Consider the following 15979-nt stretch of genomic DNA (forward strand, 5'->3'; position numbering starts at 1 on the left):
GCCGGACCTAAAGCGCTTCCAGGAACGGTGGAGCCACTTTTCCGGTTGCGGCCATATCCACGAGGTTGATTGATGGGATTCAAATGCGGCATCGTCGGACTGCCCAATGTCGGCAAGTCCACACTTTTCAATGCCCTGACGCAGACCGCCGCCGCTCAGGCCGCGAATTTTCCGTTCTGCACGATCGAGCCCAATGTGGGCGAGGTGTCGGTGCCCGATGCGCGGCTCGACAGGCTCGCCGAGATCGGCAAGTCGGCCAGCAAGATCCCCGCCCGGCTCTCGTTCGTGGACATCGCGGGCCTCGTCAAAGGCGCCTCCAAGGGTGAGGGGCTCGGCAACCAGTTCCTCGCCAATATCCGGGAATGCGACGCCATCGCCTATGTGCTGCGCTGCTTTGAGAACGACGACATCATCCATGTCGCGGGCAAGGTCGACCCGCTCGCCGACGCGGAAGTCGTCGAGACCGAATTGATGCTCGCCGACCTGGAAAGCCTCGAAAAGCGCGTCCCCGGCCTCGAAAAGAAAATCCGCAGTCAGGACAAGGACGCAAAGCTGACCCTCGATCTGGTGGGGCGCGCGAGGGCCGTGCTCGAAGAAGGACGCCCGGCCCGCCACACCGAGCGCTCCTCCGATGAGGAAAAAGCGTTCCGCGAACTGCAGCTTCTGACGGCCAAGCCGGTTCTCTACGTCTGTAATGTCGATGAGACGTCTGCGGCCAACGGCAACGCGCTGACCGAGCAGGTGGCCCAATACGCAAAGAGCCAGGACGCCCGAATGGTGGTGATCTCGGCCGAGATCGAGGCGGAACTGGCCAGCCTCGACCCCGCCGACCGCGCAGACTATCTCTCCTCGCTCGGCCTCGAGGAGCCGGGGCTCAATCGGCTGATCCGGGAAGGCTACGGGCTCTTGAGCCTGCAGACTTATTTCACGGTCGGCCCCAAGGAGGCCCGCGCCTGGACCATCCCCGTGGGCACCAAGGCCCCCCAGGCCGCCGGCGTCATCCACACCGATTTTGAGCGCGGCTTCATTCGCGCCCAGACCATCGGCTATGAGGATTTCGTCACGCTGGGCGGCGAAGTGCCGGCCAAGGAGGCCGGCAAGGCCCGCGATGAAGGCAAGGAATACGTCGTCAAGGACGGCGACGTGATGCTGTTCCGGTTCAACACCTGACCCGACCGTGTAGCGCTCCCGAGACGGACGCGCCCTTCATATCCATATGCAAAGACCCGGCCTTCCGCTCAGGAGGCCGGGTCTTTTCTTTGCGTGGCGCTTGAGCCCGGGCGCTCTAATGGGCGGCCGGCACCGCGTCCTCACCGGGCACGTCTTCCGCATCGACGCGGCGCACGAAGAAGGCCGCCACCACGGCCAGTATCGAGAGCAGGGCCGCCACAAAGAACGCTGCGCGGATACCTGCGGCCAGCGCGGTCGGCTCGTCGGCGCCTGCCGCCATCTCGGTCTGGCTGCGCAGCGTCATCAGCGACACAAAGAGCGCGATGCCGGCAGCACCGGCCACCTGCTGCACGGTGCCCAGCATGGCGCTGCCATGCGAGTAGAGCCGCGCGGGAACCGCGCCCAGCGCCACGGTAAACAGCGGCGTAAAGAGCAGTGCCAGCCCGATGCTGAGCGCGATATGGCCGGAAAGAACCCATGCTGTCGGCGTCGTCGCGGTCAGGGTCGTCATCGACCAGAGCACGATGCTGACCAGCACCGCGCCCGGCACCACCAGCGGGGTGGGCCCGATGCGATCGAACAGCCGCCCCACGAAGGGCGCCATCAGGCCCATCAGCAACCCGCCCGGCAGCAGCAGCAGCCCGGTCTGCAGCGCATCGATGCCGATCACGCTCTGGGTGTAGATGGGAAACAGGATAATCACACCAAAGAGCGCCATCATGTTGATCACCATCATGAACAGGGCAACGCTATAGGCCGGGAACGTGAAGGTGCGCAGGTCGAGCAGCGCCCGGTCGTCCTTCTGGAGCTGGAGCTGCCGGAAGATGAAGATCACGAGACCCACAAGACCCACCACGACCGGCAACCAAAGGGGAATGCCCTGCTGCCCGTGGCCCTCGCCGAGCGAGCTCAGGCCATAGACCAGCCCCCCGAAGCCGATGGCCGAAAGCACCACCGAGAGGATGTCGAGGGGCGCGTGACGCGGCGTCGAGACATTGCGCATCTTCTGCCAGCCGATCGCCAGCGCGATCAGCGCGATGGGCAGCACCAGCCAGAACATCCAGCGCCAGTCGAGGATGTTGAGGATGAAGCCCGAGATCGTCGGCCCGATGGCCGGGGCCACCGAGATCACGATCGAGATATTGCCCATAGTGCGCCCGCGCGTTGCCGGCGGCACAAGGTTCATCACCGTCGTCATCAGGAGCGGCAACATGATCGCCGTGCCGCCGGCCTGTATGACCCGGCCCACGACCAGCGTGCCGAGGCCCGGCGAAAGCGCGCAGATCAGGGTGCCGGTCGAAAACAGGAGCATGGCCGCCAGGAAGATCGGGCGGGTGTTGAAGCGCTGGATCAGGAACCCGGTGATGGGGATAACGATGGCCATGGTGAGCAGGAACGCGGTCGTCAGCCATTGCGCGGCGCTCGCCGATACGTCCAGCGACACCATCAGGCGCGGCAGCGCCACGCTCATGATCGTCTCGTTCAGGATCATCACGAATGTCGACACCAGGAGCGTCGCGATGACGATCGTGTTTCGCTTCTGAATTTCGGGATCGAGCCGCAGGGCATCGGGCGCCGAGATTCTGGCGTGGTCTGTGGGTGTCATGATGTGATCCGTTGGCTGAGAGGAAAGAAGTGCGTCCCGCGTCCAGCCGCAGGCGGGGCGAAGCTGATATATCCGCAAAGCCAGAGAGTCAACCTGCCGACCTTGCGCCCGCCCCCAAGGCTTATCCCCGCTATGCGACAACACAAGGACGAACGACGCGATCGCTCGCCGACACCTTCCGATGAACTATTCTCTCCGGCCCGGAACACGCCTGCTGCCAGCCCGTTGCGCATCGAGACACCGACCATGGGAGCCTCCGATGACAAGGCCCACCATAAAGGACATCGTCGCCGCGCTGCTCGACAGGCACGGCACGACCTATAGCGAAGAGATCGGAATCGATCTCGCCGCCGACACCCCCGCACCCCTCTTCCAGTGGCTGAGCGCCTGCATCCTCTTCAGCGCGCGGATCAGCGCCGATCAGGCGTCCCGTGCCGCGAGATCGCTCTTTGATCGCGGGCTGACCACGCCCCGCAAGATGGCCGACGCCGGCTGGAAGAAGCGCGTCGAAATCCTCAATGAGAACGGCTACGCCCGCTTCGACGAAAGCACCGCGTCCATGATGGGCGAGACCGCAGACATGCTCTTGGCCGATTATGACGGGGATCTGCGCAAGCTGCGCAGCGCCGCTGGGTGCGATCCCGCCGCCATGCGCAGGCGCCTCAAGGCCTTCAAGGGCCTCGGCGATGTCGGGGTCGATATCTGTTTTCGCGAGATCCAGACCGTCTGGACCGAACTCCAGCCCTTCGCCGACGCCAAGAGCCTCGAAGCGGCCCGGGCCTTGGACCTCGGGGAATCGGCCTCCGCCGTCGCCCGCCATGTCGGCCCCGATGACATCGCCAGAGTGATGACTGCCCTGGTCCGCGCCTCGCTCGCCAAGGATATCGACGCCATCCGCGATGCTGCCGCTTGAGCAGCGTTTGCCCGCCTCCCCGGTGCCAATACTGCCCCCGGTAGCCGATGCGGCCGAGCCCGGCTGGTCTTGTTCCTCTCGTTGCCCGGTGCTAGAAGTCGTTTGACGTAAGGGACAACTAAATGACCAATCCGATAACACGGGGCCGTCGACACTTCGAGGATCTCGTGATTGGGGAGACCTTCCCGCTGGGTCCCAAAACCATCACGCGCGAGGACATCATCGGCTTTGCGCGCGAGTTCGACCCGTTCCCCTTCCATCTCGACGAGAAAGCCGCCAGGCAAAGCCTTCTCGGAGGACTTTCGGCCAGCGGCTGGCAAACCGGCGCCCTCGCGCTGCGCATGCTCGTGGATGCGTTTCTCGGCGATGTCGCGACGATGGGAGGGCTCGGCTTTGACGACCTCAAATGGAAGCGGCCCGTCATGAAGAACGACACGCTCTCGGGCACCGCGACGATAACCGGCCTGCGCCGTTCCCGCTCCAATCCCGACTGCGGCGTTCTGACCATGCATCTGGAAGTCAGGAACCAGCGCGGCGAAACGGCAATGGTGCTCGACCTCTCCAACCTCGTCGAGGCCCGGAAATCAGAGACCCGGGAAATCGGGGATGCAGCGCAATGACCCGGTGGTTCGAGGACATCCCGCTGGACGAAGCCATCGATCTGGGCGCCCACACCTTCACTGCCTCGGAAATCGTAGCCTTCGCCACGCGTTACGATCCGCAGTATTTCCATCTCGACCCCGAAGCGGCCCGCCATTCGATCTTCGGGGGCCTTGTCGCCTCAGGGTGGCACACCATCAGTATCGGGCACCGCAAGATGGTGGACCGGCTGGACGCGGAGGCCGATGCCATTCGGCAACTCGGCGACGAACCCGGAGTCTCGGGCCCTTCGCCCGGGGTCAGTTCCATGCGGTTCACCGCGCCGGTCTATCCCGGCGATACGATCCGCTATACCCTGACCGTCACCGGCAAACGCCACTCCCATTCGCTGCCGGGCTGGGGCCTGCTCTTCAACCGCATCGACGCCCACAATCAATCGGGTGTGCAGGTCTATACCGCCGATCTGGTTGGATTTTCCAAGCGGCGCGACTATGTCATGCCCTTGGGCATGCGGCTCGCACTCGCCCTCTCCAACCTACCGGGAATGAAATGGCTCAGGAAAAAGAGCTGATCAAGCCCGCTCCCCTTCTGCTCGTGGCAGCCGGCCTCCTGGGGGCGGCGGGAGTCGGCGCAGCGGCCGCGGCGAACCACGCCGGAGGGGCGCTCCTTGCGCCTCTGTCACAGATCGCCCTCACCCACGCCCCTGCCCTGATCGCCCTGGGCCTGTTGGGCGGCTCGCGCCTTCTCCGCGGCGCCGGCTTCGCGCTTGCGCTCGGCGCAATCGTGTTCTGCGCGGACTTGGGGACGCGCCATGTCCTTGCCACGCCCCTTTTTCCCATGGCCGCCCCTCTCGGCGGCGGCATGCTGATCGCTGGCTGGGCTTTGGTGGCCCTGGGCGGGCTCACAGCGCTCAGGACGCGCAATCGCTCATAGCGGCCCAGGCTAGAGCGTTTCCAGAAAAAGGGGAAACACTTTTCCGTTTCGGAAACGCGACAAATCAAAGACTTAGAGCATATCCTGTTCTGATTTAATCAGAACAGGATATGCTTAGTGCCCCTCGAACGCGATCAGCGCGCTTGCCGCAACGTCCAGCGCCTTCAGCTTTGCCATACCGCCAATATCGGGCAGGTCGATCACGAATCCGGCGTGCGGGACCTTCGCACCCGTGCGCCGCAGCAGGTTGACCGCCGCGACCGCTGTCCCGCCCGTGGCGATCAGATCGTCGATCAGCAACACGCAATCTGCGGGCCCCACCGCATCGGCATGGATCTCGATGGTATCGACGCCATACTCGAGCGCGTAGTTCTGCCCGATGGTCTCGCCCGGCAGCTTGCCGGCCTTGCGCACAGGGACGAACCCCACGCCAAGCGAGATGGCTACGCCGGCCCCGAAGATGAACCCCCGCGCCTCGATACCTGCCACTTTGGTGATCCCCAGGTCACGGTGCGCATCGGCCAGACGCTGGACGCTGTGGCGAAAACCCTCTGAATCCTCGATCAGCGAGGTGATGTCGCGAAAAATGATCCCCGGCTTGGGATAATCGGGGATGGAGCGCACAAGGCTCTTGAGGTCGATGGTCATGGGCATCCGCATGCTGGCAGGGAAAAATCCGCGGCGATCCAATCATGATTCACCGGCAGGGCAAAGCGCCGGATCGGCCAGAGGCGCACTCAGAAATAGCGATTGGGCGGGATGATCCGGGCGGTGATCTCGCCTGCCTTGCGCGCAGCCCGCAAACCGACCGCAGCCGCGGCGCGGCGGTGCTCTTCGGGTATGGCCCTGGGTGCGTTGCGGAACGCCTGACGCACCACGGGGTTGCGGCTCGCGGCGAGCCCGATGAGCATCACGGTTCTGGCAACCCGAATGGCAGACATGATCTTGGCTCCTGCAAGGCACCCATCATGACATGAATTTGGGCGATCTGATGGATGATCGCAAGTGCTTCACGAAAAAAGGGCCCTCCTTGGAGGGCCCTTCATGATCAACTGGCATCGCCTGCGCCTAATGGGCGTCGCGCCAGATCTTGCGTTTGACCAGGTACAGGAGCCCCGCAAACAGCACGAGGAAGATCATGACGCGGAAGCCCATCTGCTTGCGCGAGACCATGTGCGGGTCTGCTGTCCACTGCAGGAAGGCAGCGACGTCGGCAGAATATTGGGAAACCGTCTGCGGCGTGCCCTCGCCCTCATAGGCAATCAGTCCGTCCGAAAGCGGAGGCGGCATGGCGATCGTGCCGTAGAAGTCGTTGTAATAGAGGCCAGCGGGAACCTCCTCGCCTTCAGGGGGCTCGGAATAGCGAGTCAGCAGGTTGTAGATGTAGTCGGCCCCGCCTTCCTGGTAGGCGGTGAAGTAGTTGAACGCCCAATAGGGGAAGTCCTGGTGGATGCCGCGGGCCTTCGCCATCAGCGAAAGATCGGGCGGCAATTGCCCGCCATTCGCATCGCGTGCGATCTGCTCGGATTCGAAAGGCTCGGGCCAGCGATCGGCCGGGATGCGCTCGCGCTCTCCACCTTGTGCTGTTTCGTCGGCAATGGTGAATTCCGCCGCCAGGGCCCGCACCGCGTCCTCGGAATATTCCGGCCCACCGGGCTCCGAGAGGTTGCGGAACGAAATGAAGTCCAGCCCATGGCAGCTCGAGCAGGCCTCGCGGAACACCTGAAACCCACGGCGCAGCTGGTTCCGGTCGTAGGTTCCAAAGACGCCTGAGAACGACCAGTCCTGCTGGTAGGCATGGGTGCCGTCCCCGGCCGAATGAGCCGGCATCGGGGCGAAGGCGAGGGCGACTGCGGCGATCACCGCGCCGAGGAGTGTCTTTTTCTTGGTCATTGTGATGTTCCCTCGTCCGCTCACGCCGCCGCGGCCTTGGCCTTGTTTTCACCCAGAACGCTCTCCGCGATGCTCGGCGGCAGAGGCTTGGGCGTTTCGATCCGCGAGAGAAGCGGCAGGATGATCAGGAAGTAGCCGAAATAGTACGCCGTGGTGATCTTGGAGAGCACGGTGTAGATGCCCTCTGCGGGCTGTGCGCCCAGATAGGCCAGCGCCACGAAGTTGACCACGAACAGCCAGTAGAAGGGCTTGAACAGCGGACGGAACGTGCCCGAGCGCACCCGCGAGCGGTCCAGCCAGGGCAGCACGAACAGGATGGCCAGCGAGCCGAACATGATCAGCACGCCCCCGAGCCGGGCTTCGATGAACAGCACGTCGAAGTCGATGGCGCGCAGCATCGCGTAGAAGGGCAGCAGGTACCATTCGGGCACGATGTGTGCCGGGGTGATCAGCGGATCGCCGGGGATGTAGTTGTCGGCGTGGCCCAGGATATCGGGCGCAAAGAACACGAACCAGGCGAACGGGATCAGGAACACGATGATCGCGAACAGGTCCTTCATCGTGTAATAGGGATGGAATGGCAGCGTATCCCGGCTGTCCTTGACCTCCACGCCCGCAGGGTTGTTGTTCCCCGGAACATGCAGTGCCCAGATGTGCAAGACGACCACCGCCGCGATGATGAACGGCAGCAGGTAGTGCAGCGAGAAGAAGCGGTTGAGCGTCGGGTTGGCCACCGAGAACCCGCCCAGAAGCAGGGTCTGGATCGGCTCGCCGAGGATCGGGATGGCCGAGAACAACCCGGTGATCACCGTTGCGCCCCACAGGCTCATCTGGCCCCAGGGCAAAACATAGCCCATGAACGCCGTCGCCATCACGAGGATGAACAGGATCACGCCCAGCATCCAGATGATCTCGCGCGGGGCCTTGTAGGATCCGTAATAGAGGCCGCGGAACATGTGGACGTAAAGGGCCACAAAGAACATCGACGCGCCGACCGCGTGCGTGCCCTGGATGATGCGTCCGTAATTGACGTCGCGGCGGATATGTTCGACCGAGGCGAAGGCCATGTCGACATGCGGCGTGTAGTGCATGACGAGGATGACGCCGGTCGCGATCTGCACCACCAGCATGAACGCCAGAATTCCGCCGAAGGTCCACCAGTAGTTGAGGTTCCGCGGCGTAGGGAAGTCCATCAGGTGCTCTTTGGAGAACCTGACAATGGGGAGACGCTCGTCCAGCCAGCGCTCCAAGCCGTTTCCGGGCGTATAATTGCCTGCGTGATTAGCCATTAGCTCGGGGCCCCTTAGCCGATCTGTATTGTGGTATCGGTCAGAAATTCATACGGCGGAACGACCAGATTGGTCGGCGCGGGACCGCGACGGATCCGGCCTGCCGTATCGAACTGAGACCCGTGACAGGGGCAGAACCACCCATCGAACTCGCCCGATTCGCCCACCGGCACACAGCCCAGATGAGTGCAGTTGGCGAGCATGATCAGCCACTGCTCGTGCCCTTCCTGGACACGATCCTCGTCAGCTTCGGGATCGCGCAGCGTGGAGACGTCAACCGCCCGGGCCGCTTCGATTTCCGCTGCCGTCCGGTGCCGCACGAACACCGGCATGCCGCGCCACATGATAGTGACCGACGATCCTTCGGGGATCGGGGCAAGGTCGAACTGGATGGAGGCGAGGGCGAGAACCGACGCATCCGGATTCAACTGATGGATAAGGGGCCACGCAGCACCGGCTACACCGACTACCCCGACCGCACCCGCCGCGATGTATAGGAAATCGCGCCGTGTCGCTTTATTCTCGCTCACTGTCGCCAAAGCTCTTGATCCCCGTAAGGCATATACAATCTGACAAATATTGCCGGTCTGCTGTACCGCCCGGATTGCGCCGGGTGCACGACCGGCCGTGCCGACGGCAGACGGCCCGGATTTTCGGGTTCTTTTTGCACTGTCTCGGGCTCTTGTCCAGAGATCAGGGCAGTGACTTGCCACATCTGCGACACTATACCCACCCAAATCCGGTATCAGTGGAGCCATGGATTTGGCACAGGCACCCGCAATTGCCCTCTATCAGCCCGACATTGCGCTCAACACGGGCGCCATCCTGCGCATGGGCGCCTGTCTGGGCGTACCTGTCCACGTCATCCACCCTACCGGCTTTCCCTTTTCGCGCGCGGCGCTCAGGCGGTCCGGCATGGACTATCTCGAGCATGTGGACCTGGTCGAGCATTCCGGATTCGGGGCCTTCAGGACGTGGATGAAGGCCCATGGGCGCCGACTGATTCTGCTCACCACCCATGGCGCGACCAGTGCCTATGCGGCCCGGTACACACCCCAGGACGTCATCATGGTGGGCCGCGAGAGCGCCGGGGTACCCGATGACGTGGCGCAGGAGGCCGCACTCAGGCTGCGCATTCCCATGCGGCAAGAGGTCCGCTCGCTCAACGTCGCCATGGCCGCCGCCATCGTGCTAGGGGAGGCGCTGCGCCAGACCGAAGGATTTGAGGGACTTTCATGACGCTCCCGGACGACATCGAAGACAAGAAGGCCCGTGCCAGTGCCTGGTTCAGACAGGTTCGGGATGATCTGTGCTCGGCGATCGAGGCGCTCGAGGACGAGGTCACCGGCCCCCACGCCGATCGCGCGCCCGGCCGGTTCGTGCGCGAGCCCTGGAGCCGGACCGACCATACCGGCGCCGAAGGTGGCGGGGGCGAGATGTCGATGCTTTATGGACGCGTCTTCGAGAAGATGGGCGTCCACATCTCCACGGTCCATGGCGAATTCTCCCAGGAATTCGCCCGCCAGATTCCCGGCGCCGAGGAAAATGCGGCCTTCTGGGCGTCCGGAATTTCGGTCATCGGGCACCCCTGGAACCCCCACGTTCCGGCGGTGCACATGAACACCCGCATGGTCGTGACCAGCAATTGGTGGTTCGGCGGCGGTGGCGATCTCACCCCGGTGCTCGACAGGCGGCGCACCCAGGACGACCCCGATTCGCGCGATTTCCACGCCGCCATGCGCAGGGCCTGCACCGCCCACGAGGTCGCCGATTACGATCGCTACAAGATCTGGTGCGACGAGTATTTCTTCCTGCCCCACCGCAACGAGCCCCGCGGGATCGGCGGGATCTTCTATGACCGCCACAATTCGGGCGACTGGGAAGCCGATTTCGCCTTTACCCGCGACGTGGGGACCCGGTTCGTGGAAATCTATCCCGAACTGGTGCGGCGCAATTTCCAAACCCCATGGACCGAGGCCGAGCGGCACGAACAACTGGTCAGGCGCGGCCGATACGTCGAATTCAACCTGCTCTACGACCGGGGCACCATGTTCGGGCTCAAGACGGGCGGCAACGTCAATTCCATTCTCTCGTCCATGCCCCCCGAGGTCCGCTGGCCCTGAGCCAAAACAGCGTTTCGCACTGGAACCTCGCCCGCATTCCGCCCGTTTTCTCCCCTACGGTTGAAGGACCGTAACCGGAGAACGGAGGAACAGCATGAAACGCTTTGATGGCGGCTCGTTGATCCCCGGCGCAAGCTGGCACGCAACGGCAGAGACCGAAGCAGAAGTGGTTCGCAAGGCCGTGGAAAAGCTGCGGACCGAGCACGGCGAAACCGAAATCCGGCCCGATATGGTCGAGCGGATCAAGGCGCGCATCGTCGAGGTGCCGGGCGACACCCGGCACTGATATCAGGACTTTCCCGAATCTGGGGGCGGCGCGGTCATCGATAGCAGCGCCGCCTTGTCATGGGCATACTCCGACGCGATCCAGAGCGCCTCCAGGCGCCTGATCTCCGCGCCGAGCTCGGGCCCGGGGCGGTACCCGATCGCCACGAGATCGCCGCCAGCCACCGGAAAGGAAGGGGGATCGAGCGCCGCGAGCCGCGCGAGCCTCTCGTCCAGCCACGCCTCATCTCCCCCCCGCAGCGCAGCAGCCACGCGCGCCACCGAGGTCCTGGCAGCCCCCATCCGGTAGGCGACCTCGGCCGCATTGCCAATCATCAGATCCCCCGCAGCCTCGCATAGGGCTCGTGCCTCGTTGACCACGGCGTTCGACAACCGCCAGGCTGACTTGAGCACATCCGCTCCCGTCCCCGTCGCGATCAGGATGGCGAGCCGCGCCGCAGGCGCGACGTCTCCATTCTGAGCCTCGTAACGGGACAGGGCAGCCATCCCCTCTCCCGACAGCAACCCACCGGACACCACGCCGGTTTCGACCATCGCCGAAAGCGCCGTCCCGATGCGGGGCGCGGCAAACATCTTGATCATCTCAGCCCCGATCCGCTCGGCCGACACACCCTCGAGCTGCCCAACGGCCCGCCTGCACGCCTCGATGGCCTCGGGGTCCAGCCGCTGGGCGCCATGGGTCGCCGAAAAGCGGAAATAGCGGTAGATGCGCAGCCCGTCCTCGGCGATCCGCCGGTCGGGATCGCCGATGAACCGAACCCTTCCCGCCACGCAATCGCCCAGCCCCTCGAGCGGATCGAACAGCACCCCGCCGGGGGCCGCATAAAGCGCATTCATCGTGAAATCCCGCCGGCTCGCGTCACGCAGCCAGTCGGTGCCGAACACCACGCGCGCCTTGCGCCCGAACGTTTCCACATCTTCGCGCAGCGTGGTCACTTCCGCCGTCTGGCCGCCGGCGACGAGCGTCACCGTGCCGTGCGCGAGCCCTGTCGGATAGGCCGAGATGCCAGCCGCCTGCGCCCGCGCCATCACCTCCTCGGGCACCAGCTCGGTCGCGAGATCGATATCGGTCGTTACGCGATCAAGGCCCAGCAGCGTGTCGCGCACGATCCCGCCCACGGCCCGTGTGCGCCCTTCGGCCCCGTCGAGCACATGGAAAAACGGGGCAGCCGCGGCCAGCCATGGGGCGCCCGTCAGCCGGTCGAGCGCAACCCGGCTCACCGCCGGGGCTCCGCCGAGCGCCTCAGCAGATCGCAAAAGCGCAGGGTCAGATCCGCCGTGATGCCCCAGATCCGGTGCCGGTTATGGTCGATATGCCAGCTTCGCCAGCGCTTGGCGCCGTGCGTTGCCTCGAACTGCCCCCAGTTGGCGCGGTCCGACAGCCGCGCCAGCGACACCTCGAAAACGTCCACCACCTCGTCGGGATTGGGCACGAACGGCGCGCTGGGCTCGACGATCGCCACGACCGGGGTGATGAAATAGTTCGTGCCCGTGAAATAATAGGGCATGTAGCCGAGCACCCTCGCGTCCCCAGTGCGCAGGGCGACTTCCTCGTTGGCCTCGCGCAGCGCCGCATGAGCCGCGTCGGGATCTTCCGGATCGATCCTCCCGCCGGGGAAAGCCACCTGGCCCGAGTGCCGGCGCAAGGCGCTCGAACGGGCGGTGTAGAGCACCGAATAGCCCGCCTCGCGCTCGATGAGCGCGATCAATACCGCTGCCGGGATCGGCGGCCCGTCGGGCTCCAGCTCGAATTCGGCATTGGCGTAGAGATCTTCGGCGGTCGGCATCGGCTCGGGATGGCTGAGCAGATGCTGCCCCAGCATGGCGATATGGTCCTGAGCGCAGTCCACTGTCATGCTCACGTCCCTACCATCGCCTTCGCGCCGCTGCAGCCCGGGCGCGCGCCTGCTCTGGCGCCCGTGCCCCGTCAGGACCGGAACCGGCCGATGCGCCCCTTGAGCGAGAGTGCCAGATCTCCATCGTGAGAATGGACGAGCACGCGGGCGGGATCAACCGGCCCGGGCATGGTGATTGCATGGGGCGTCGTCGGCTTGAACCCGAGCGGGCCATAATAATTGAGATCGCCCACCAGCATGACGAACTCCACGCCCTCGCGTGCCAATGCCAGATCGCTCACATGGCGCACCAGCGCCCGCCCGGCCCCCTGCTTGCGGAATTCGGGCACGGTCATCAGCGGGCCGAGCAGATAGCCGTTGCGTGTGCCCACGCTCACCGGCGTCATGCGCACCGATGCGGCGCGTTGCCCGCTCAATTCTGCGACAAAGCACAGGCTGGGATCGACCGCGAGCCGCTCGCGCACCCGGTAGGCGGCGCGCGCGAAACGTCCCGGCCCGAAGGCGATTTCGTGCAATCCTTCGATCCAGGCGTCGTCGAACTGTGTCTCGAGCCGGATGGCCAGGGTCTCGGGGAGGGTGGCGTAAGCTCCCGCATGGGAGAGAGAGGATGTCATGGCTGGAAATGTCCGTGCAAAAGGGATCTGGCTTGGCCTGCGCCCGTTTGCAGCGGGCGGGCGCTCAGGATCGTCGAATCTGCCGCACTGTTCTGGACATCGCTCGATTCCGGCCTTTTATCACTCCAAAGCAATTAGCATCGGGGCCCCCTCCAGTCCATCGAAATGCGCTGTCCCGGAACGCGGCGTCCGAACACGCCGTTCATCACAACCGGACTAATACCCGCGCCCGCCCCGTCCTAGATGGGACTCACCGATATCAACAACGAGGAAGGACGCTCCCCATGGGACAGCTGATCGACGGAAAATGGTCCAGCAAATGGTATGACACCAAGTCGACCGGAGGCCGCTTCGAGCGCTCCAATGCCACGTTCCGCAACTGGGTGACGCCCGATGGCAGCGCCGGCCCGACCGGAGAAGGCGGCTTTGCCGCAGAGAGCGGCCGCTATCACCTTTATGTCTCCTACGCCTGCCCCTGGGCGCACCGCACCCTGATCTTCCGCCAGCTCAAGGGTCTCGATGAGCACATCACGGTCTCGGCGGTCTCCCCCCGCATGCCCGACGAAACAGGCTGGCAGTTCACCGGCGAGATGGGCTCGGATACCGATCCGATCAACAACGCCGACTATCTGCACCAGGTCTACACCGCCGCGGTGCCCGATTTCACCGGCCGCGTGACCGTGCCGGTTCTCTGGGACAAGAAGACCGGCAAGATCGTCTCCAACGAAAGCGCGGAAATCATCCGCATGTTCAACTCGGCCTTCGATGAAGTGACTGGGAACACGGCCGACTTCTACCCAGAAGACAAGCGCGACCGGATCGACGAGATCAACGCCCGGATCTATGACGACATCAACAATGGGGTCTACAAATCCGGTTTCGCCACCACCCAGGAGGCCTATTCCGAGGCCGTCACCGCGCTGTTTGACGCGCTCGACTGGGTGGAATCGATCCTCGCCGAAAACCGGTTCCTGGTGGGCGACGAGCCGACCGAAGCCGACTGGCGCCTGGTCACGACGCTCATGCGTTTCGACGCGGTCTATGTCGGGCACTTCAAGTGCAATATCCGCCGGATCGCCGACTATCCCGCCATCCAGGCCTATCTCAAAACGCTCTACACCTGGCCCGGCGTGGCCGAAACGGTTCGGATCGATCACATCAAGACCCATTATTACTGGAGCCACACCACCATCAATCCCACAAGGATCATTCCCGAGGGTCCGGTGCTCGAGTTCCTTTCACCAGACTGAGGCGATCGCGCTCTTGCCCGCAATCTCGGCCAGCCTGCGCCTGACGCTGCCATTGACGGCGTCGGGCAATCGGTCCGGATCGAACCAGCCGATCTCCGCGATCTCGCCCGCACACCGGAAGGCGGGATCGCGGATGGCGCCATGGGCGAGGTATAGCGCCACGTGATCGCGGTTGGTGAGCGTGATGTTGTGGTAGATTCCGATTAGCCGCACGGGCCCGGGCACGCTGACCCCCGTCTCCTCGATCAACTCCCGGCGCGCCGCCGCCTCCGCCGTCTCTCCGGGATCGACACCACCACCGGGAAACTGCCACCCCGGCGCATAGCTGTGGCGCACCAGCAGCACCTGACCTTCGTCCAGGACCACGCAACGCGCCCCGAGCGTCATCTGGTTGGCAAGCCCCTTGGCCCGTAGCATAAGAACCAGCCCGATGCGGCGCATCCTTCTCATGGGGCGCTCATCGGCCGCGGGCGATTGGCGTGAGCAACCGCGCATAAGCCATTTTCTTGCCGCAGCCTCCGTGCCATTACTGCCCCTTCATGATTACTCTTGCACACATTTCCGACATTCATCTCGCGCCTTTGCCCAGCGTAAGTCTGCGCGCGCTCATGTCAAAGCGCATCACCGGCTTCATCAACTGGAAGCTCCAGCGCAACCGGCATATGCGCCGCGACACGCTGACCGACCTCGTTGCCCATATGCGCAATCAACAGGCCGATCTCGTGGCGGTCACCGGCGACATGGTCAATCTCGGGCTCGACGCCGAGGCCGAGCGCGCCGCCAACTGGCTCACCCAGCTCGGCGGCCCCGAAACGGTGTGCCTCGTCCCGGGCAATCACGACGCCTACGTGCCCGGCGCGCTCGAGGCGGCCCGCACGCTCTATGGCGACTACATGTCGGGAACAACGCTGGGCGCCCACCCCTTTCCCTTCGTGCGCCGCCACGGGGACGTGGCGGTGATCGGGCTTTCGAGCGCCATCGCCACCGGCCCGTTCATCGCCGCGGGACGCCTGGGCAAGGCCCAGATCGCACGGGCGGCCCGATTGCTCAAGGTTCTGGGCGCCGAAGGCCTGTTTCGCGTGGTCCTCATCCATCATCCGCCCCAGGACGAATTCGCCCGCTCCCGCTCCAAGGGCCTCTGGGACGCGCCCGAGCTGCGCGATGTGCTCGCCGGCACCGGCGCGGAGTTGATTTTGCACGGCCACACCCACATCTCTTCGGTCAGTTCCGTGCCCGGCCCGACCGGCGATATTCCCGTGGTGGGCGTCGCTTCGGCCTCGGCGGCTCCCGATGGACACGATGCCCCGGCGCGCTACAATCTTTTCGATATCGAGAAGGTCGGCACCGCCTGGAACTGCCTGATGCGCGAATACGGCTATCAGCGGATCGGCGACGACATCACCATGCGCCTGCAGATGCGCATATATTGAACGCGACACATCCACAT

Annotated in this window: 20 protein-coding genes; 10 read left to right on the forward strand and 10 right to left on the reverse strand. The window is 64.4% G+C overall.

Annotation, left to right across the window (positions count from 1 at the left end):
* Nucleotides 1-72: 72 nt before the first annotated feature.
* On the forward strand, nt 73-1170 hold the full coding sequence (gene ychF / locus EO136_RS15375; RefSeq protein WP_127145391.1) for a redox-regulated ATPase YchF: 1098 nt from the start codon (nt 73-75) through the stop codon (nt 1168-1170).
* A 115-nt stretch (nt 1171-1285) separates the two neighbouring features.
* Here ychF and EO136_RS15380 read toward each other — a convergent pair whose 3' ends face one another.
* A complete protein-coding gene (locus tag EO136_RS15380) occupies nt 1286-2776 on the reverse strand; it encodes an MDR family MFS transporter (protein WP_127145277.1) in 1491 nt (496 codons plus the stop codon).
* 259 nt (nt 2777-3035) lie between these two features.
* Between EO136_RS15380 and EO136_RS15385 the strand changes: the two genes are divergently transcribed.
* From EO136_RS15385 to EO136_RS15400, 4 genes are all read left to right on the forward strand, one after another.
* Entirely contained in the window at nt 3036-3689 is a 654-nt protein-coding gene (locus EO136_RS15385; RefSeq protein WP_127145278.1) for a hypothetical protein, read from the forward strand.
* A 122-nt stretch (nt 3690-3811) separates the two neighbouring features.
* The gene (locus EO136_RS15390; RefSeq protein WP_127145279.1) at nt 3812-4309 is read left to right on the forward strand and encodes a MaoC family dehydratase; all 498 of its coding nucleotides are present in this window, start codon (nt 3812-3814) and stop codon (nt 4307-4309) included.
* Nucleotides 4306-4860 carry a MaoC/PaaZ C-terminal domain-containing protein gene (locus EO136_RS15395; RefSeq protein WP_127145280.1) on the forward strand — a complete coding sequence of 185 codons (555 nt, stop codon included), beginning with the start codon at nt 4306-4308 and terminating at the stop codon, nt 4858-4860. Before EO136_RS15390 ends, EO136_RS15395 begins: the two co-directional genes overlap by 4 nt.
* Complete coding sequence (locus tag EO136_RS15400) at nt 4839-5222, forward strand: DUF423 domain-containing protein (RefSeq protein ID WP_127145281.1); 384 nt, start codon at nt 4839-4841, stop codon at nt 5220-5222. Before EO136_RS15395 ends, EO136_RS15400 begins: the two co-directional genes overlap by 22 nt.
* A 114-nt stretch (nt 5223-5336) precedes the next feature.
* Here the strand turns inward: EO136_RS15400 and EO136_RS15405 are convergent, their stop codons facing one another.
* From EO136_RS15405 to petA, 5 genes are all read right to left on the reverse strand, one after another.
* A complete protein-coding gene (locus tag EO136_RS15405) occupies nt 5337-5876 on the reverse strand; it encodes an adenine phosphoribosyltransferase (RefSeq protein ID WP_127145282.1) in 540 nt (179 codons plus the stop codon).
* 83 nt (nt 5877-5959) lie between these two features.
* A complete protein-coding gene (locus tag EO136_RS15410; RefSeq protein ID WP_127145283.1) occupies nt 5960-6163 on the reverse strand; it encodes a hypothetical protein in 204 nt (67 codons plus the stop codon).
* A 127-nt stretch (nt 6164-6290) separates the two neighbouring features.
* Nucleotides 6291-7115, reverse strand: a complete 825-nt coding sequence (locus tag EO136_RS15415; RefSeq protein ID WP_127145284.1) for a cytochrome c1 — start codon at nt 7113-7115, stop codon at nt 6291-6293.
* 20 nt (nt 7116-7135) lie between these two features.
* Nucleotides 7136-8404 (reverse strand): cytochrome b, encoded by a 1269-nt coding sequence (locus EO136_RS15420; protein ID WP_127145285.1) that lies wholly within the window; start codon nt 8402-8404, stop codon nt 7136-7138.
* 14 nt (nt 8405-8418) lie between these two features.
* Entirely contained in the window at nt 8419-8943 is a 525-nt protein-coding gene (gene petA, locus EO136_RS15425; RefSeq protein WP_127145286.1) for a ubiquinol-cytochrome c reductase iron-sulfur subunit, read from the reverse strand.
* 223 nt (nt 8944-9166) lie between these two features.
* Between petA and EO136_RS15430 the strand changes: the two genes are divergently transcribed.
* From EO136_RS15430 to EO136_RS15440, 3 genes are all read left to right on the forward strand, one after another.
* On the forward strand, nt 9167-9643 hold the full coding sequence (locus tag EO136_RS15430; RefSeq protein WP_281280384.1) for a tRNA (cytidine(34)-2'-O)-methyltransferase: 477 nt from the start codon (nt 9167-9169) through the stop codon (nt 9641-9643).
* Complete coding sequence (gene hemF / locus EO136_RS15435) at nt 9640-10527, forward strand: oxygen-dependent coproporphyrinogen oxidase (RefSeq protein WP_127145288.1); 888 nt, start codon at nt 9640-9642, stop codon at nt 10525-10527. The genes EO136_RS15430 and hemF overlap by 4 nt, the downstream gene beginning before the upstream one ends.
* 94 nt (nt 10528-10621) lie before the next feature.
* A complete protein-coding gene (locus EO136_RS15440) occupies nt 10622-10813 on the forward strand; it encodes a DUF1059 domain-containing protein (protein ID WP_127145289.1) in 192 nt (63 codons plus the stop codon).
* Nucleotides 10814-10815: 2 nt separating this feature from the next.
* Here the strand turns inward: EO136_RS15440 and EO136_RS15445 are convergent, their stop codons facing one another.
* The 3 genes from EO136_RS15445 to EO136_RS15455 all read right to left on the reverse strand — a co-directional run bounded on the left by EO136_RS15445 (nt 10816) and on the right by EO136_RS15455 (nt 13282).
* Nucleotides 10816-12033 carry a CCA tRNA nucleotidyltransferase gene (locus tag EO136_RS15445; protein ID WP_127145290.1) on the reverse strand — a complete coding sequence of 406 codons (1218 nt, stop codon included), beginning with the start codon at nt 12031-12033 and terminating at the stop codon, nt 10816-10818.
* The gene (locus tag EO136_RS15450; RefSeq protein ID WP_127145291.1) at nt 12030-12668 is read right to left on the reverse strand and encodes an NUDIX hydrolase; all 639 of its coding nucleotides are present in this window, start codon (nt 12666-12668) and stop codon (nt 12030-12032) included. The genes EO136_RS15445 and EO136_RS15450 overlap by 4 nt, the downstream gene beginning before the upstream one ends.
* 71 nt (nt 12669-12739) lie before the next feature.
* Nucleotides 12740-13282, reverse strand: a complete 543-nt coding sequence (locus EO136_RS15455; protein WP_127145292.1) for a GNAT family N-acetyltransferase — start codon at nt 13280-13282, stop codon at nt 12740-12742.
* A 284-nt stretch (nt 13283-13566) separates the two neighbouring features.
* On the opposite strand from EO136_RS15455, the gene EO136_RS15460 reads away from it, so the two are divergent.
* A complete protein-coding gene (locus EO136_RS15460) occupies nt 13567-14532 on the forward strand; it encodes a glutathione S-transferase family protein (protein WP_127145293.1) in 966 nt (321 codons plus the stop codon).
* On the opposite strand, the gene EO136_RS15465 is transcribed toward EO136_RS15460, so the two are convergent.
* Nucleotides 14521-14982: an NUDIX domain-containing protein gene (locus EO136_RS15465; RefSeq protein ID WP_246018406.1), complete on the reverse strand. Its 462-nt coding sequence runs from the start codon at nt 14980-14982 to the stop codon at nt 14521-14523. The two genes, EO136_RS15460 and EO136_RS15465, sit on opposite strands and share 12 nt — an antisense overlap.
* 89 nt (nt 14983-15071) lie before the next feature.
* Between EO136_RS15465 and EO136_RS15470 the strand changes: the two genes are divergently transcribed.
* The gene (locus tag EO136_RS15470) at nt 15072-15962 is read left to right on the forward strand and encodes a metallophosphoesterase family protein (protein WP_127145294.1); all 891 of its coding nucleotides are present in this window, start codon (nt 15072-15074) and stop codon (nt 15960-15962) included.
* Nucleotides 15963-15979: the final 17 nt, after the last annotated feature.

The sequence above is a fragment of the Pelagibacterium montanilacus genome (assembly GCF_003992665.1).
GTDB classification, from domain to species: Bacteria; Pseudomonadota; Alphaproteobacteria; order Rhizobiales; family Devosiaceae; genus Pelagibacterium; species Pelagibacterium montanilacus.

Bases quoted from the DNA above. Each gene is read 5' to 3' on its own strand.
- EO136_RS15405 (WP_127145282.1), bottom strand. From the start codon at position 5,876: ATGCCCATGACCATCGACCTCAAGAGCCTTGTGCGCTCCATCCCCGAT.
- EO136_RS15380 (WP_127145277.1), bottom strand. From the start codon at position 2,776: ATGACACCCACAGACCACGCCAGAATCTCGGCGCCCGATGCCCTGCGG.
- EO136_RS15455 (WP_127145292.1), bottom strand. From the start codon at position 13,282: ATGACATCCTCTCTCTCCCATGCGGGAGCTTACGCCACCCTCCCCGAG.
- EO136_RS15460 (WP_127145293.1), top strand. From the start codon at position 13,567: ATGGGACAGCTGATCGACGGAAAATGGTCCAGCAAATGGTATGACACC.
- EO136_RS15385 (WP_127145278.1), top strand. From the start codon at position 3,036: ATGACAAGGCCCACCATAAAGGACATCGTCGCCGCGCTGCTCGACAGG.
- EO136_RS15410 (WP_127145283.1), bottom strand. From the start codon at position 6,163: ATGTCTGCCATTCGGGTTGCCAGAACCGTGATGCTCATCGGGCTCGCC.
- hemF (WP_127145288.1), top strand. From the start codon at position 9,640: ATGACGCTCCCGGACGACATCGAAGACAAGAAGGCCCGTGCCAGTGCC.
- EO136_RS15395 (WP_127145280.1), top strand. From the start codon at position 4,306: ATGACCCGGTGGTTCGAGGACATCCCGCTGGACGAAGCCATCGATCTG.
- EO136_RS15390 (WP_127145279.1), top strand. From the start codon at position 3,812: ATGACCAATCCGATAACACGGGGCCGTCGACACTTCGAGGATCTCGTG.
- EO136_RS15420 (WP_127145285.1), bottom strand. From the start codon at position 8,404: ATGGCTAATCACGCAGGCAATTATACGCCCGGAAACGGCTTGGAGCGC.
- EO136_RS15450 (WP_127145291.1), bottom strand. From the start codon at position 12,668: ATGACAGTGGACTGCGCTCAGGACCATATCGCCATGCTGGGGCAGCAT.
- EO136_RS15415 (WP_127145284.1), bottom strand. From the start codon at position 7,115: ATGACCAAGAAAAAGACACTCCTCGGCGCGGTGATCGCCGCAGTCGCC.
- EO136_RS15440 (WP_127145289.1), top strand. From the start codon at position 10,622: ATGAAACGCTTTGATGGCGGCTCGTTGATCCCCGGCGCAAGCTGGCAC.
- EO136_RS15470 (WP_127145294.1), top strand. From the start codon at position 15,072: ATGATTACTCTTGCACACATTTCCGACATTCATCTCGCGCCTTTGCCC.
- EO136_RS15400 (WP_127145281.1), top strand. From the start codon at position 4,839: ATGGCTCAGGAAAAAGAGCTGATCAAGCCCGCTCCCCTTCTGCTCGTG.
- EO136_RS15465 (WP_246018406.1), bottom strand. From the start codon at position 14,982: ATGAGAAGGATGCGCCGCATCGGGCTGGTTCTTATGCTACGGGCCAAG.
- ychF (WP_127145391.1), top strand. From the start codon at position 73: ATGGGATTCAAATGCGGCATCGTCGGACTGCCCAATGTCGGCAAGTCC.